Here is a 16071-nt window from a genome sequence, read left to right on the forward strand (position 1 = left end):
TGTTGGAAATTGTTCCATTTATCTAATGTTTTTTGATATTTGCCCTGAATGATGATAATATTACTAACGTAACTTGGGCTAATTCGTTTTTCTTTGCGACGTTTTCCAATTTACAGCCAAATTATTGTTATAAGGAAAGAGGTGGAATATGAATGGGCGGTGATGCTTTAACTTTTAAGCTTTTCGGACTGACGTTCAATACAACGAACATAGTCTCTGGACTGATTATCTACGCAATCGTGTTCTTCACTCTTTACGGGATGTCACGAAAGATTCAAATGAAGCCAAAGGGTGCTCAAAACGTTCTTGAGTGGCTGATTGACTTCACGAATGGGATTGTGCGGAGCCAGATGCCAGCTTCAGAGCGGGGACACTATAGTTTCTTTGCCTTTGTTCTGTTTGTCTTCATCTTCTTCGCCAACCAGTTCGGCTTGCTGTTCCAATTCCATTGGAATGGTGCCGAAGTGCTTAGAAGTCCTACGGCGGACCCCGTTGTTACGTTAACATTCTCACTGATGGTAATGGCACTCGCACACTTTGCGGGAGTCGCTCATAATGGCCTTGGTGGTTACCTGAAGAACTACACGAAGCCATTTACCCTGATGCTGCCTATTAACATCATTGAAGACTTTGCTAACTTCTTAACGCTGGGTCTCCGTATCTTTGGTAACATTTTTGCCGGTGAACTGTTGATGAGTTTAATTGCTAATATGGCATTCTCTCATGGCGTCTTGACAATTATTCCAGGATTGCTGCTGGAGCTTGCATGGCAAGGATTCTCAATCTTTATTGGTTCAATTCAGGCATATGTCTTTGTAACATTAACGACGGTTTATATTTCTCGGAAGGTTTCCGAATAATAATCTCTAAGGAGGAATTTAAAAATGGCATTAGGAGCAATTGCTGCAGGTATCGCAGCTATGGGTGCTGCTATCGGTGGTGGTATCGGTGATGGTATCTTAATTGGACACACTGTTGACAGTATTGCACGTCAACCAGAATTACAAGGTCGTTTACAAGCAACGATGTTCATTGGTGTTGGTTTGATTGAAGCCATGCCTATTATTGCTATTGTTATCGGCTTCCTTGTTATGAACAAGTAATTGTTGTAATCACTTTTATTTTTAGACAAGGAGGTGTCAATAGATGTTTGTGAACAATGTGTTAGCTGAATCGAACAGTTTATACGTTGGCGACTTGATTTTCTACATTGTCACCTTCATTATCCTGATGTTGCTGGTCAAGCACTTTGCTTGGGGCCCGGTTACTAACATGATGAAGAAACGGGCAGATAAGATTGCCAGTGACATTGACAATGCTGCTAAGTCCCGTGAAAATGCCGAAAAGATGGCTGCTAAGCGTCAAGCTGAACTGCAAAATTCACGTCAAGAAGCTGCTGACATTGTTAACAATGCCAAGAAGTCAGCCGAAACACAACGAGCACAAATTGTTGAAGCAGCACAAAATGATGCTCAAGCACTTAAGCAACAGGCACAACAAGATGCTGAACAAGCACGTCGTGACGCCTTGAACGGTGCTAAGGATGACGTTGCAAACTTATCTATTGAGATTGCTTCCAAGCTCATCCAAAAAGAATTAAAGGCAGACGATCAAAAGGAATTGATCGACTCCTACATCGAAGGGTTGGTAGATTATGAGTCTTGATAAGAAGACGGTTGCTCGCCGTTATGCACGGGCACTGTTTGAATTGGTCGATGCAGACAACGAAGTCGATCAAACTTATCAAGAACTAATTGCATTACGCCAAGTCTTTGAGGACAACGAAGGACTGGAATCTGCTTTGGCAGGGGTTCAAATGTCCCTCGATGATAAAAAAGCGTTGGTCAGTGACTTGCAGCAGGGTGCTTCCCAGTATGTTAAGAACCTGATTCAAATGCTTTTTGATTACGGCCGCATGGATTGTATGGTCGCGATTATTGATGAGTTTGAACGGCGGTATGACGCTAAGAATAAGCGGATGCATGCTGACGTTGTTACAGCGATCCAACTCGATAAACAACAACGGGACCAACTTTCGGCCAACCTGGCAAAGCGTTTTGGTGCTAACGAGGTTGTATTAAACGAAAGTGTAGATCCTGAAATTTTAGGTGGGGTTATTGTTCATGCTGACCATAAGACGCTTGATGGTAGCCTCAGCTCAAAGATTAAGCAAATTCGTCGTTTACTAGTTAGATAAAATAGATCTTTTGTTAAAGAGGTGAGACCTTTATGAGCATTAAAACTGAGGAAATCAGTTCACTCATCAAGAAGCAACTTGCCAACTACCAAAACCAAGTTTCTGTTGAAGAAACCGGGACGGTAACCTACGTTGGTGATGGTGTTGCTCGTGCCGATGGCTTGGAAAATGCCATGGCTGGTGAGTTGCTCGAATTTAGCAACGGTGTTTACGGGATGGCCCAAAACCTCGAAAGTAACGATGTCGGTATCGTTATTTTAGGTGACTTTAGTGGTATCCGCGAAGGTGACACCGTTAAACGGACGGGTCGAATCATGGAAGTACCCGTCGGTGATGAATTATTAGGACGGGTTGTTGACCCATTAGGTCGTCCACTGGATGGCCTTGGTGAGATCAAGACGACCAAGACGCGTCCAATTGAACGGAAGGCTCCTGGGGTTATGGAGCGGAAGAGTGTTAGTGTGCCTCTTCAAACTGGTATTAAGGTGATTGATGCCTTAGTTCCAATTGGTCGTGGTCAGCGTGAGTTGATTATTGGTGACCGGAAGACTGGTAAGACTGCTATCGCCCTTGACACGATCATTAACCAGAAGGACCAAAACGTAATTTGTATTTACGTTGCCATTGGTCAAAAGGAATCAACCGTTAAGGCGAACGTCGAAACCCTTCGTCGTTACGGTGCCTTAGACTACACCATCGTTGTTTCAGCTAGTGCTTCAAACCCAGCACCAATGCTGTACATCGCACCATATGCCGGTGCCGCAATGGGTGAAGAGTTCATGTTCGGTGGCAAAGATGTTTTGATTGTTTATGATGACCTTTCAAAGCAGGCTGATGCTTACCGTGAACTTTCATTGATTCTGCGTCGTCCACCGGGCCGTGAAGCATACCCAGGTGATATTTTCTACACCCACTCACGGTTACTGGAACGGGCTGCCCGGTTGTCTGATGACCTTGGTGGTGGTTCAATGACTGCTTTGCCAATTATTCAAACCCAGGCCGGGGACGTTTCTGCATATATTCCAACTAACGTTATTTCCATTACTGACGGTCAGATCTTCCTGGATTCTGATGAATTTTACGCCGGCCAACGTCCAGCCATTGATGCCGGTACCTCTGTTTCCCGGGTTGGTGGTGACGCCCAAGTTAAGGCTATGAAGAAGGTTGCTGGGACCTTACGGTTGGATATTGCTTCCTATAACGAATTGGCATCATTTGCCCAATTCGGTTCTGACCTGGATGAAGCGACCCAAGCCAAGTTGTCCCGTGGTCAACGGACGATGGAAGTTCTGAAGCAGGGCCTGCACGAACCACAAACTGTTTCTCAACAGGTTGTGACCCTGTATGCCCTGTCGAAGGGATTCATTGATAAGATTCCGTTGGATGATGTTCAACGTTACGAGAGTGAATTAGCTGCTTACATGCACGCAAATCACCAAGACCTTTACGATAGTATTCAAAAGTCAGGTAAGTTGCCAGAAGGCGACGGCCTGCACAATGCCGTTGCGGACTTCACAAAGTCATTCCAAACTAGTGATGACAAGAAGAAAGCTACACAAAAGTAATGAATAATACTAGTCGAAAGGACGGTGAGATTTAGTGCCAGCTTCACTTGCTGCAGTTAAACATAAAATTGAATCAACGAAGAGTACGCGGCAGATTACCTCTGCCATGCAGATGGTTTCAACTGCTAAACTGAATCAAATTCAACACCACACTCAAACCTACGAGGTCTATGCTGAGAAGGTTAAGCAAATGTTGGCTGATCTGGTTAAATCTCACAGTGCAACATCTGCTGCTTCACAGGATGATGTTTACGCTGCACTATTTAAAAAGCGTCCAGTAAAGAAGACTGGAATACTCGTAATTACATCAGATCGGGGCCTAGTGGGAAGTTACAACAGTAATATTCTCAAGCAAACGATGGCCCTGATGAAGGAGCACAATCTTAATAAAGACAACACTGTTTTCCTGACGGTTGGTAAGACGGGGACCGAATTCTTGAAGAAACAGGACATGAACATTATTTACCAGTATTCTGGTGTTAGCGATGTTCCGTTGTTCCGTGAGGTTCTCCCGATTGTCCGGACGGCGGTTCAAATGTACAATGACCAAGTATTCGACGAAATGTATTTGGTATTTAGCCACTACGTTAACCGGATTACTTCCCATGTCATTGCCCATGATATTCTGCCAATTACGGAACATTCATTACTTGACGATGAGGGAAGTATGCCTGAAAAAGATAAGGGCAAGACACCACTTGACAATAGTGATGTAACTGCGGCCCATGTTTCGGCTGAGTATGAATTTGAGCCATCGGATACGGTGATTGTTTCTGCATTGGTTGCCCAATATGCAGAAAGTTTATTATATGGAGCTATTTTGGATGCTAAGACATCTGAACACTCCTCAAGTGCGAATGCCATGCGGTCTGCAACTGACAATGCTGATGATATTATTTCAACATTGGAATTGCAGTATAACCGTGCGCGGCAGGCTGCTATCACTACGGAAATCACTGAAATTACCGGTGGGATGACAGCACAAGAATAATTTCTAACGTAGGAGGAAACAACATGAGTTCTGGTAAAGTTGTACAAGTTATCGGACCAGTTGTCGATGTTGAATTCCCCTTAGACGGTAAGCTTCCTGAAATTAACGATGCTTTGAAGATCAAGGAAAGTGATGACAAGACTTTGACGACTGAAGTTGCCCTTGAACTGGGTGACGGGGTTGTTCGGACGATTGCCATGGACGGAACCGACGGTCTTCAGCGGGGAATGGAAGTTGAAAACACTGGTGCATCAATTAGTGTGCCAGTTGGTGACGATACTCTGGGACGAGTATTTAACGTCTTAGGTGAACCTGTTGATAACGGACCGAAATTTGGCCCTGACGCAAAGCGGATGCCAATTCACCGTGATGCACCAAAGTACGACGAATTAAACAACAACACGGAAATTTTGGAAACTGGTATTAAGGTTATTGACCTGCTGGCCCCATATGTTCGTGGTGGTAAGATTGGTCTGTTCGGTGGTGCCGGTGTTGGTAAGACCGTTTTGATTCAGGAATTGATTCACAATATCGCCCAAGGTCACAATGGTATTTCTGTCTTCACAGGTGTTGGTGAACGGACCCGTGAAGGTAACGATATGTACTACGAAATGAAGGCCTCCGGGGTTCTTGAAAAGACCGCCATGGTCTATGGTCAGATGAACGAACCACCTGGTGCCCGGATGCGGGTTGCCTTAACTGGTCTGACGATTGCGGAATACTTCCGTGATGTTAAGGGTCAAGACGTGCTTCTGTTCATCGACAACATTTTCCGGTTTACCCAGGCCGGTTCAGAAGTTTCTGCCCTGTTAGGGCGGATTCCTTCAGCCGTTGGTTACCAGCCAACACTGGCTACTGAAATGGGTCAGTTGCAGGAACGGATTACTTCAACCAAGAAGGGTTCCATTACGTCTATTCAAGCCGTTTATGTTCCTGCCGATGACTACACCGATCCTGCACCAGCCACGACTTTTGCCCACCTGGATGCAACTACCAACCTTGAACGTCGTCTGACCCAAATTGGTATTTACCCAGCCGTGGACCCACTGGAATCAACTTCAACGGCATTAACTCCTGAAATTGTTGGTAAGGAACACTACGAAGTCGCTACCCAAGTTCAACACGTTCTTCAACGGTACCATGAATTACAAGACATCATTTCTATTCTCGGGATGGATGAATTGTCCGATGAAGAAAAGACAATCGTTGCTCGTGCACGGCGGATTCAAAACTTCCTTTCCCAAAGTTTCAGTGTTGCCGAACAATTTACTGGTACGCCAGGTAAATATGTTCCACTGAAGGACACCATCAAGGGCTTCAAGGGAATTCTTGAGGGTAAGTATGATGACCTTCCGGAAGAAGCATTCCGACTGGTTGGGACAATCGACGATGCTGTAGAAAAAGCAAAGAAAATGAAGGCTGAGACTGACCAAGAAAACGCAGAAGATTAGGAGGGATAATTTATGGCTGATAGTAAATTTAAGGTCACCATTATTACTCCTGATGGCACTATCTATGATAATGACGAGGCAACTATGATTGTCATGAACACCGCTGGTGGACAAATGGGAATCATGGCTAACCACGTGCCTCTGATTGCTTCTCTGAAGATCAGTGTTGTTCGCGTCAAACATGATGACGGTGAGGACGAAGTTGCCGCAGTTAACGGTGGGATCATGCAATTTGATGGCCATGAAGCGCTAATTGCGGCTGACAGTGCCGAACTGCCAGAACGGATTGACGTTGAACGTGCTCAACATGCGAAGGAACGGTCCGAAAAGGCGATTGAAGCAGCTAAGAAGAGTCACAATAAGGATGACTTGGCCCGGGCTGAAGTTCACCTTAAGCGGGCAATTAACCGTTTGAAAGCATCAAAGTACAGCAAAAAACTACAATAATTTGTCCAAGAAGGGGGCAGGGCTAACTGGTCCCTTTCTTGTTCATCCATGGTCGCCCATATCTCTGTAGATATGGACGGCCATTTGCCGTTTAAAGGGGCAGACCTTTTAATTAATGGTTAAACTTTTTGGTTAACGGTTCATTATTAGAAATGTTATGATATGATACAAAATGGCTGCTAGGAGGTTTTGGAATGCAAGTAACGGGAATACACGCACTATTTGAAATTATCGTTCAATTTCTCTTCATCTGGCTGGCCTTTACGGCTATCCAGGGATTTCATATTGAGTGCCTCTTCAAACGCCCGCCACGCACCCTGCCGTTGATGATTGTTTTATTGGCAACAGCCATTGGTTACCTCTGTGCTAATTTCTTTCTCGGAATCATCACAGCGATTGGTAACCTTACATACTTAGTTCGTTAGTGCTGGGGAGGTTTGTTATGGAAAAGATAATTATCAAGGGTGGTCACCCCTTAAAGGGTAAGGTTGCGGTGGAAGGTTCCAAAAACGCAGTCTTGCCAATGCAGGCGGCGGCGATTCTTGCCGTTCAGGGAACGGTTATTTTAAACAATGTTCCGCCAGTGACTGATGTGCAGGTTATGGACCGGCTTTTGCAGTTCTTGAACCTCAAAACCGCGTATGGAGAAAAGGAACGCCAGTTAGTCATCAACGGCAGTTCCCCCTTATCATCAGAGGCAACATACGATTATGTAGGTAAGATGCGGGCTTCCTTGTTAGTAATGGGACCGCTATTAGCCCGGACCGGCTACGTCCGAATTGCCTTACCGGGGGGCTGTTCAATCGGGGCCCGGCCAATTGACCTCTACCTGAAGGGGATGGAAATGCTGGGAGCTGCGATTAAGCAGGATGCGGGCTTCATTGAGGCCTCTTGTAACCACCTGGTCGGTACCCGAATTCCCCTTGATTTTCCCAGCGCTGGGGCAACGGAAAATATTATGATGGCCGCAACCATGGCTGAGGGAATTACGACGATTGAAAACGCTGCCTGTGAGCCCGAAGTTGTGGAACTAGCAAACCTCCTCAATAAGATGGGTGCCCGGGTCCATGGGGCCGGAAGTAAGGTTATCCGTATCCAGGGGGTCTACTTCCTCCACGGTGCAGAATACACGGTAATGCCGGACAGAATTGAGGCCGGGACCTTCATGATTGCCGCGGCCATTACCAACGGTGACGTAATCGTCAACGGGGCGGTCCCAGAATACAGTGTCTCACTCATTGCTAAGTTAGAAGAGATGGGGGTCACCGTGATTAAGCAGGCAAACGGAATCCGGGTCCTCGGGACGTCCATACTGCTACCGGCTGCGGTCAAAACGATGCCGTATCCGGGCTTTTCGACCGACCTGCAACCGCAGATGACTGTTCTTCAGCTCCTTGCTAATGGGACCAGTACAATGGAAGAGCACATCTTTGAGAAGCGTTTCATGCACTTAGAAGAACTAAGACGAATGAACGCCCACTTCCAAATCAACGGTTCAGTGGCTACCCTGCTGGGCCCGAGTCGCTTTAGTGGGGCTGAAGTGGCAGCCACTGACCTCCGCGCGGGTGCTGCCTTGGTCCTGGCTGGCTTGGTTGCCAAGGGTATTACTCAGGTAAGGCGGCCAGACTGTTTGGACCGCGGATACTTTCATTTCTACCAGAAGCTACAGAAGCTAGGGGCCCAGATTGACCGGAGCGACATCGAAGACCAGTTTAAACTGACCCCCATGAACAACCCGGGGTAAATCGGGGAAGTAACGAGGAGTAACCACCTGAGATGTGGTATAATACGAACGATATTAACTTAAAAATAAGCGCTTTGATTAGCAGGAAATCCGCATCAAGCGAAAAGGAGATAAGTTGAATGGCTAAAGATATCGGAATCGATTTAGGGACTGCCAACGTCCTTATCTATGTGCAGGGCAAGGGGATTGTCCTGAATGAACCTTCTGTTGTGGCAATCGATACTCAAACCAACAAAGTTTTGGCAGTGGGGTCTGAAGCTTACCGAATGGTGGGCCGGACCCCAAGCAACATCCGGGCAATTCGGCCACTGAAGAACGGGGTCATTTCAGACTTCGATGTTACCCAGGAAATGCTTTCCTACTTCATCGGTAAGTTGAGCGTTAAGGGCTTCATGTCTAAGCCAAACATCATGATCTGTGCTCCAACTAACATCACGGAAATTGAACGGAAAGCAATTATTCAAGCCGCCGAACAGTCCGGTGGGGGCAAAGTTTACCTGGAATACGAACCAAAAGTTGCTGCCATTGGTGCCGGGCTGGATATCTTTAAGCCCCGCGGAAGCATGGTAATCGACATGGGTGGTGGTACTAGTGATATCGCTATCTTGTCACTTGGTGATATTGTTGCTAGCCAATCAATTCGGATGGCCGGGGACAAGATGAATAACGACATCGCTGCCTACATCAAGGATAAGGACGGCCTGGTGATTGGTGAACATACTGCCGAAAACATCAAGATGGAAATTGGGACCGCTCTCAAGGTAGATGAACCTAAGGAAATGGATGTTCGTGGTCGGGACGTGGCTAGCGGGATGCCAAAACAGGTCACTGTTAACCAAAATGAAATTGAAGAAGCACTCCACGATACCCTGGAGCAAATCGTCACTGCTACCATTAACGTCTTAGAGACGATTCCACCAGAATTAGCTAGTGACATCATTGACCGGGGAATTATGCTGACTGGAGGAACCTCCCTGTTGAACGGGATTGACCAGCTCTTCAGCTCCCGCCTGAAGGTCCCAGTGGTCGTTTCCCAGGATCCGTTGGATAACGTGGCCAAGGGTGCCGGTGAGATGTTGGAACGAATGCAAAAGGCTGATAAGAAGTAATAAGTGATGGTGCACTTTTTGTGTCGCTTAATACGAGGGTACCAACGGGGAATTTCCGCGCGTCGTCCTTACCGGGTTTGCCGCTATTACCCCGCGTGTTCAGAGTATATGATTCAGGCCCTGCAACGGTTTGGTACCAAGGGCGCACTGCTGGGAATTGTCCGGATTCTGCGTTGCCACCCTTTTGTTAAGGGCGGCTATGACCCGGTGCCCCAGCATTTTACTTTTCAACGTCAACAAAATAATTTAAGGGTGAAAACGTGTCAAAAAAGGATAAAAAAATTGAAGTAAGTGTTAAGGATATTGAACGTCGGCATCAACCTGTCCAACAGATCTTTATTGGTGGCCGCCTTATTGGGGAGGTAATCACCGATAATGATCGCTTTAAAGCCTTGCTGACGGCGGATCAAAGTGAGTTTAACGCTCGCTCGCAAGAAGAAGGGCTGGAAATTGTTCTGCAGCAATACCACTTGCACCAACACTAAACCGCTTGTGGTGGCCAATTCTTCTTGTCAAAATATGGCATAAAGGAGTTAGGTAATGCAACATTTGCAAAATGATGAAGAGAGTCGGATTGATTGGGGAATCATTTTTTGTGTTTTGCTGCTGGCGTTAATTGGTTTAGCGTCAATTTACGTTGCGGCAAGCCATGACCGTCAATCTGTTAGTGTTGCTCGTCAGGTAATTACCCAGTTGGTGTGGTACGCCGTGGGGATTATCCTGGTGGTCGTAATTATGCAGTTTGATGCGGAGCAGCTATGGAAGATTGCCCCGATTGTTTACTGGGCTAGCATCTTTCTGATGTTTGCCATCCTGGTATTCTATAGCCGCTCGTATTACGTTAATACGGGGGCAAAGAGTTGGTTTGCAATCGGGCCGTTTACGTTCCAGCCGTCCGAAATAATGAAACCCGCGTATATTTTAATGATGGGGCGGGTCATCACGACCCACAATAACCGCTACCCGGTTCATACGGTGCGGAGTGACTGGCACTTAATCGGAACAATGTTTTTGTGGCTTTTGCCAGTCTTGATTTCCCTACACTTTCAAAATGACTTTGGGACGGCCCTGGTCTTTTTTGCCATCTTCTGTGGGATGGTCCTGGTTTCCGGGGTAACCTGGCAGATCTTGGCACCTGCAGCCGGCGCCTTAGCTGTTGTCGGCGGGTCCGCACTAGCCATGGTGACGAGTTCCGTGGGGCGGACTATCCTGGAACACATTGGCTTTCAGGCCTACCAATTCGACCGGGTTGACACCTGGCTGCATCCGGAACAGGATACGACCAACCAGGGTTACCAGCTCTGGCAGAGTATTAAGGCCGTTGGTTCCGGTGGAATCACGGGGACCGGGTTCAATAATTCCAAGGTCTATGTACCCGTTCGTGAATCGGATATGATTTTTTCAGTAATTGGGGAAAACTTTGGCTTTGTGGGCAGTGCCCTGTTGATCCTGGTTTACCTCCTGCTGATTTACCTGATGATTCGGGTAACTTTTGATACGCGAAACGAATTTTACGCGTACATCTCAACTGGAGTCATCATGATGATCCTCTTTCACATCTTTGAAAACATTGGGATGAATATTGGCCTCCTACCACTGACCGGTATTCCGTTACCATTCATCAGTGCCGGGGGGTCATCCTTGATTGGGAATTTAATTGGGATTGGGATGATAATGTCAATGCGTTATCACCACCACTCATACATGTTTAGCAGCAATCGTGAGTTTAGATAATGAGGTGCGAATATGGCAACAAAGAATAACTATTTTTGGACAAAGCGGGTAGCTGACGGAACGACCCGGATTGGCTTGAACGATCAGGGGCGCGACGATCTTGGTGAAGTGAGCTTTATCGACCTTCCAGAAACGGGGACCGAGTTAACCGAAGGCGGTAAGTTTCTCTCTGTGGAAGCGGAGAAGGCCGTTACTGACTTGGAAAGTCCGGTTACTGGGAAGATTGTGGCGGTCAATGATAAGCTGGCAGACAGTCCAGAGGACTTGTCCAGTGATGATGAACAAAAGAACTGGATCATTGATGTTAAGTAGTAAATTAAAAGGGTACCCCTATGTGGTGCCCTTTTTTTGATTGTTGATAAACACTTATTTTTATGATATTCTTAAGGTTCTGAGAATTCGGTTTAAATAAAAGAAAAGGTGGTATTTCTAATGACTAAGAAGCTGCGTGTTGCATTGTTGTTTGGTGGAAATTCATCTGAACATGATGTCTCCAAGCGCTCGGCGCACAACATTTATGACGCGATGGACAAGGACAAGTACGACGTTAGTTTATTTATGTTCACTAAAGACGGAATCTTGTTAAACAATGAAGATTCGCAGCGGATCTTTGACGGGGAACAAGAAGATAAGGTCGTCAAGGATGCTTACCAAAAGATGGACTTGACTAAGCCCCTGGCACCAATCATGGCCCTAAATGAGCTGTCCGGGATTGACTTCTTCTACCCGGTTATTCACGGTAACCTGGGAGAAGACGGGACAGTTCAGGGCCTGTTCAAGCTACTCAACAAACCTTATGTGGGTTCGAACATCGCGGCAAGCGCCCTTTCCTTTGACAAGGACCTAACCAAGAAGATGTTGAACGAAGCGGGGATTCGCAATACCCCATACGTCCTGCTGACGCCTGAAAACCAAGCCGATTATCCTTGGAATCGCTTGGAAGAAGACCTGGGTGACTTGATCTTTATCAAGCCGGCTAAGCAGGGGTCCTCAGTGGGAATCCACCGGGTTACTAACGCTAAGGAGTACGCGGCAGCACTTAAGGATGCATTCAAGTACGACTTTAAGGTCCTGGCTGAACAAGGGGTTGATCACCCGCAAGAAGTGGAAATCTCCATTTTGGGTAATGAGCACCCAATTGCTTCCAAGCTTGGTGCGGTCCGGGTACCGAAGGGCGATCCATTCTATGATTATGAAAATAAGTTTGTCGACGCTAGTGGGGTCGTATTCGAATTACCAGTTAAACTACCGCAGTATTTAACCGATGAGATTACTGATATGGCCCTGAAGGCATACAAGGTACTGGATATGAAGGGACTGGCCCGGATTGACTTTTTGGTTGATTCCAATAATGTTCCATATCTGAGTGAGCCCAATACCTTGCCAGGATTCACTAACATCAGTCTTTATCCGCAAATGTGGGAGGTCTCTGGAATCTCTTATTCTGATTTGATTGATTGCCTGATTCAACTTGGCTTAGATGAGTTTAAGCGAAATAGTCAAATTAAGTATGATTTTCGCGAACTGGGACAAGAACACGTTGGTCAGAAGAAGTACAACGAATAAATCCTTTTAGCTATAGATCAACAAGGACTTTGGCTATTAATATATTAATCGATAAGTGGGACTGTAACCGTTTTGCAGCCCTTTTTTTATGGTAACAAACGTTTATCTATGAAAAGTGAATTAAAAGATTTAATGAGCAATTTTAGAAAAACCCGAATTGTCAACTCAAGTGCAACATGGCTGTGAAGCTAAATATTGATGAAAACATTGTTGAGCGGTGTGGTAGTGAAGAAGCTTGCGGGGCTTGGTATTGATAGCTTGGACTGCTTGGTGGAGGTAGAGAAGGGATTGCTTAATGGGTTGGCCCTTGGGATAGAATTGACGAAGCAGTCCATTATTGTTTTCATTGCTTCCGCGTTCCCAAGGTGAGTACGGGTGAGCGAAGTAAATCTTGGCATGTCTAATTTTAGCCAATGTAGAGAATTCGGCACCATTATCAAAAGTGATCGAGTTAAACCAGTTTGGATGGTAATTAATCACCTTCTGAAGCTCTTGACGACAGGTTCCTGCTCGGTAATTGGGAATCTTAATGACAATCTCAAAGCGCGTTAAGCGTTCTGTTAGAGTCATCAGGGCTGGTTGATTCTTCCGCCGAACCCCCTTGACTAAATCCCCCTCCCAATCAAAAGGACGTTGGCGCTGATTAATCTTTTGCGGGCGTTTTTCAATTGAAACTCCCGGCCGCTTCACTGCTTGCCGAGAGTGGGAACGATGGTGCTTTTTTAGATGCCGACTTAGCTTCTGTGGTAAATCAAGATTCTTAATGGCTAACCGTCCCTGGTCAATATAGCGGTAAACAGTTGGCGTTGACGGACAAAACTGGTCAGGAAACTTTAACTTGAACTAGCCAATAAACTCGTCCACACTCATCGCGTTAAATTGGCTGCCCAGCTGTTTGGTTAGGAGCTTAAAGAAGAAATGGCCCCGTTTAAGCAAGGAATGACAATGACATTTCAGCCGCCGCTGTTCATGCTTGGCTGGCGCCGTTTCACCATAGTAGTGATGGTAAAGGAAGTAATCTGAGTTACGCTGTAAGACACGACCACGTTTAAGCTCACGACCAATCGTTGACCGATGACAGTGAAGCTTTCTGGCGATCGCGGCATTAGACCAGTTCAGATCATGTAGTGCCTCAATCTGTCTACGCTGCTCACTAGTTAGTTGATGGTAGTGACGAGGAATGTTAGAATCAATCTGAGTCATGAAGATCACCTTTCTTATTTTTTGGTCAATTTAAGTTTAGGTCTTCATGGCCTTTTTGTTTAATTTATGATGTTGCACTTAGATTGTAAATCCGGCAATTTTAGAAAAAATTTCATAATTAGTGTTATAATAAAAAACTGAGTAAAAGGGATTTTATAACGGAATAAATTATTAGTAATAAATTGAGGATGATAACCAATGAAACTCCGTGGAGATGTTTTAAAAAAGATTCGCCGCAAGCGAGGTTTATCGCAAACAGCATTGGCTGAAGGAATCTGCACTCAAGCAACGATTAGTCTAATGGAAAAGCAGGATCGCCTACCAAAGATGGATATTTTGACTGCCATTTGTGAGCGGCTGAATATCCAGCCGGACCGAATTATTGAAAAAGAAGTTAGTGGAATTAATGATAATTTCAACCAGATTATTGATGCGCTAACGGATCAGGAACTTGATAAAGCAAAGAAGTTAATTGACAAGATTCGGGTTAAGGATTTAAACAGCGACTTTGATAAGCAGCGCTACTATTACCTCTTAGGAATGGTCCAGATTAAGGACGGCAATATTGACGATGCCATCTTTAACTTTGAGCTAGTCCTGACCCAGTTTGCTACCACCAGTGCCAATATCTACCTGGCAATGACAACGGCGGGGATGGCGCTTGCTTACCTCAAGCGTAATGATCGTGAGCGGGCAGTACGGCTGACTAACCGGTCAGTGAAGTTGATTGATAACAAGAAACTAATCGGCAGCCTCCACCAGTGGGCCTCGATTAACTGCCAGACTGCCGAACTCTATTGGCGGCTAGGTGAACCTGAGAAAGCAATTGAATGTGCTGAGCGGGGGATCAAGCTTTGCCGGGAACGGGAATCACTTTTTTTGCTTGACCAACTTTACATGTATGTCGGCCGGAGCTACATTGAACTTGGTGATAAGGAGAAAGCCAAGGAAAATTTGGAAGTTGCTAAGAGCTTGTCCATCGCCCGTCACGGGAATGTAATGGAGAAGAGTATTGTTAAGGACTTGGAAAAACTGCAATAGTAACAAGGCACCAATCCACCTCTAATTAGGGGGTGGGTTTTATTTTCTCTTGGTCTGAAAGCGCTGCCAAAATATGATAAAATTAAAATGTGCAGAGAATTATGAGGAGGCGTTGTTATGGAAATAAAAAACGTTGTGGTTGCTGGAGCAGGGGTGCTCGGCAGTCAAATTGCATTTCAAGCAGCCCGGTGTGGTTACCAGGCCAAAATCTGGAACCGGCACATTGATCGGGCAGAACGGCGGTTGGCCGTAATTAAGGATCCGTTCATGAAGGAGATGAAGGCATCCGCGACTGATTACCAGGCCGCAATGGACAACATTGTTGATATTAGTAACGATTTAAAGGCGACCGTGGCTGATGCAGACTTGGTAATTGAATCTGTTTCTGAGTCGGTCGAGATCAAAAAGGCCTTCTATGAGGAACTTTGCCCGCTTCTCCCGGAGAAAACGATTTTAACGAGTAATTCATCTACCTTCATTCCGAGTGAACTGGTTGGCTTTACTGACCGGCCAAGCAAGTTTGCCCACTTACACTTTGCCAACCACATTTGGAAGCATAACGTTGCTGAAATCGTCGGTAATCCGAAGACCGACCCAGCAGTTATTGAAGACCTGACTACCTTTGCCCGGTCAATTAAGATGGTACCAGTGGTCCTGAAAAAGGAGCAGCACGGTTACATTATGAATGCCTTACTGGTCCCACTATTGAATGCGGGGATGGCACTATGGGCAAACGGGGTTGCTGACCCGCACACCATCGATAAGGACTGGATGATTTCCAACGGGTCCCCACTTGGTCCGTTCATGATTCAGGATATTGTGGGTCTCCGGACGACCTATGCCGTAGTTCTGAACCAGTACCAGCAAACGAATAATGAACTATTTAAAAAGATTGCCGACAAACTGAAGTCAATGATTGATGCCGGTCATACGGGTGTCGAAGCGGGGCAGGGATTCTACCATTACCCTAATCCCGAGTATAAGAATCCGGACTTTTTTAAGTAACTAAGATTGAAAATAGCT

The 16071-nt window shown here is 45.9% G+C and carries 18 protein-coding genes and 1 pseudogene; 18 read left to right on the forward strand and 1 reads right to left on the reverse strand.

The genetic code is table 11. The features are described 5' to 3' along the window. The first annotated feature begins 152 nt into the window (after positions 1-152). The 16 genes from atpB (at position 153) to KZE55_RS03425 (ending at position 12804) form a co-directional block, all read left to right on the forward strand. A complete protein-coding gene (gene atpB, locus KZE55_RS03350; RefSeq protein WP_047767991.1) occupies positions 153-860 on the forward strand; it encodes a F0F1 ATP synthase subunit A in 708 nt (235 codons plus the stop codon). A gap of 24 nt (positions 861-884) precedes the next feature. Beyond that, entirely contained in the window at positions 885-1103 is a 219-nt protein-coding gene (gene atpE, locus KZE55_RS03355) for a F0F1 ATP synthase subunit C (protein ID WP_047767997.1), read from the forward strand. 43 nt (positions 1104-1146) lie between these two features. Then, positions 1147-1665, forward strand: a complete 519-nt coding sequence (gene atpF, locus KZE55_RS03360) for a F0F1 ATP synthase subunit B (protein ID WP_047767999.1) — start codon at positions 1147-1149, stop codon at positions 1663-1665. Continuing rightward, complete coding sequence (atpH, locus tag KZE55_RS03365; protein ID WP_222259279.1) at positions 1655-2197, forward strand: ATP synthase F1 subunit delta; 543 nt, start codon at positions 1655-1657, stop codon at positions 2195-2197. Before atpF ends, atpH begins: the two co-directional genes overlap by 11 nt. Before the next feature lie 32 nt (positions 2198-2229). After that, positions 2230-3762, forward strand: coding sequence for a F0F1 ATP synthase subunit alpha (atpA, locus tag KZE55_RS03370; protein ID WP_222259281.1), 1533 nt, complete (start codon positions 2230-2232; stop codon positions 3760-3762). Between the two features lie 34 nt (positions 3763-3796). Continuing rightward, positions 3797-4753, forward strand: a complete 957-nt coding sequence (locus KZE55_RS03375; RefSeq protein ID WP_222259283.1) for a F0F1 ATP synthase subunit gamma — start codon at positions 3797-3799, stop codon at positions 4751-4753. Positions 4754-4776: 23 nt separating this feature from the next. After that, positions 4777-6204 carry a F0F1 ATP synthase subunit beta gene (atpD, locus tag KZE55_RS03380; protein WP_047768008.1) on the forward strand — a complete coding sequence of 476 codons (1428 nt, stop codon included), beginning with the start codon at positions 4777-4779 and terminating at the stop codon, positions 6202-6204. Positions 6205-6216: 12 nt separating this feature from the next. Then, a complete protein-coding gene (locus KZE55_RS03385; protein WP_222259285.1) occupies positions 6217-6651 on the forward strand; it encodes a F0F1 ATP synthase subunit epsilon in 435 nt (144 codons plus the stop codon). A gap of 194 nt (positions 6652-6845) precedes the next feature. Next, positions 6846-7076, forward strand: a complete 231-nt coding sequence (locus tag KZE55_RS03390; protein ID WP_222259287.1) for a DUF1146 family protein — start codon at positions 6846-6848, stop codon at positions 7074-7076. 17 nt (positions 7077-7093) lie between these two features. Next, positions 7094-8395, forward strand: coding sequence for a UDP-N-acetylglucosamine 1-carboxyvinyltransferase (gene murA / locus KZE55_RS03395; protein WP_222259289.1), 1302 nt, complete (start codon positions 7094-7096; stop codon positions 8393-8395). 119 nt (positions 8396-8514) lie between these two features. Next, positions 8515-9504, forward strand: coding sequence for a rod shape-determining protein (gene mreB / locus KZE55_RS03400; RefSeq protein ID WP_222259291.1), 990 nt, complete (start codon positions 8515-8517; stop codon positions 9502-9504). Positions 9505-9510: 6 nt separating this feature from the next. After that, entirely contained in the window at positions 9511-9795 is a 285-nt protein-coding gene (gene yidD / locus KZE55_RS03405) for a membrane protein insertion efficiency factor YidD (protein ID WP_222259886.1), read from the forward strand. Further along, positions 9765-9989 (forward strand): DUF2969 domain-containing protein, encoded by a 225-nt coding sequence (locus KZE55_RS03410; RefSeq protein ID WP_222259293.1) that lies wholly within the window; start codon positions 9765-9767, stop codon positions 9987-9989. The genes yidD and KZE55_RS03410 overlap by 31 nt, the downstream gene beginning before the upstream one ends. Positions 9990-10044: 55 nt before the next feature. Beyond that, a complete protein-coding gene (locus KZE55_RS03415) occupies positions 10045-11238 on the forward strand; it encodes an FtsW/RodA/SpoVE family cell cycle protein (protein WP_222259295.1) in 1194 nt (397 codons plus the stop codon). A 12-nt stretch (positions 11239-11250) separates the two neighbouring features. Then, a complete protein-coding gene (locus KZE55_RS03420; protein ID WP_222259297.1) occupies positions 11251-11550 on the forward strand; it encodes a glycine cleavage system H family protein in 300 nt (99 codons plus the stop codon). 120 nt (positions 11551-11670) lie between these two features. Further along, positions 11671-12804, forward strand: a complete 1134-nt coding sequence (locus KZE55_RS03425; RefSeq protein WP_222259299.1) for a D-alanine--D-alanine ligase family protein — start codon at positions 11671-11673, stop codon at positions 12802-12804. A gap of 165 nt (positions 12805-12969) precedes the next feature. On the opposite strand, the pseudogene KZE55_RS03430 reads toward KZE55_RS03425, so the two are convergent. After that, positions 12970-14007, reverse strand: a pseudogene (locus tag KZE55_RS03430) (IS30 family transposase). A gap of 198 nt (positions 14008-14205) precedes the next feature. Here KZE55_RS03430 and KZE55_RS03435 point away from each other — a divergent pair. Together KZE55_RS03435 and KZE55_RS03440 are read left to right on the forward strand one after the other, a co-directional pair. After that, positions 14206-15048: a helix-turn-helix domain-containing protein gene (locus KZE55_RS03435; protein WP_222259301.1), complete on the forward strand. Its 843-nt coding sequence runs from the start codon at positions 14206-14208 to the stop codon at positions 15046-15048. Between the two features lie 117 nt (positions 15049-15165). Further along, the gene (locus KZE55_RS03440; protein ID WP_222259303.1) at positions 15166-16053 is read left to right on the forward strand and encodes a 3-hydroxyacyl-CoA dehydrogenase; all 888 of its coding nucleotides are present in this window, start codon (positions 15166-15168) and stop codon (positions 16051-16053) included. The last annotated feature ends 18 nt before the right edge of the window (positions 16054-16071 follow it).

Source organism: Limosilactobacillus panis (genome assembly GCF_019797825.1).
Lineage (GTDB): Bacteria > Bacillota > Bacilli > Lactobacillales > Lactobacillaceae > Limosilactobacillus > Limosilactobacillus panis_A.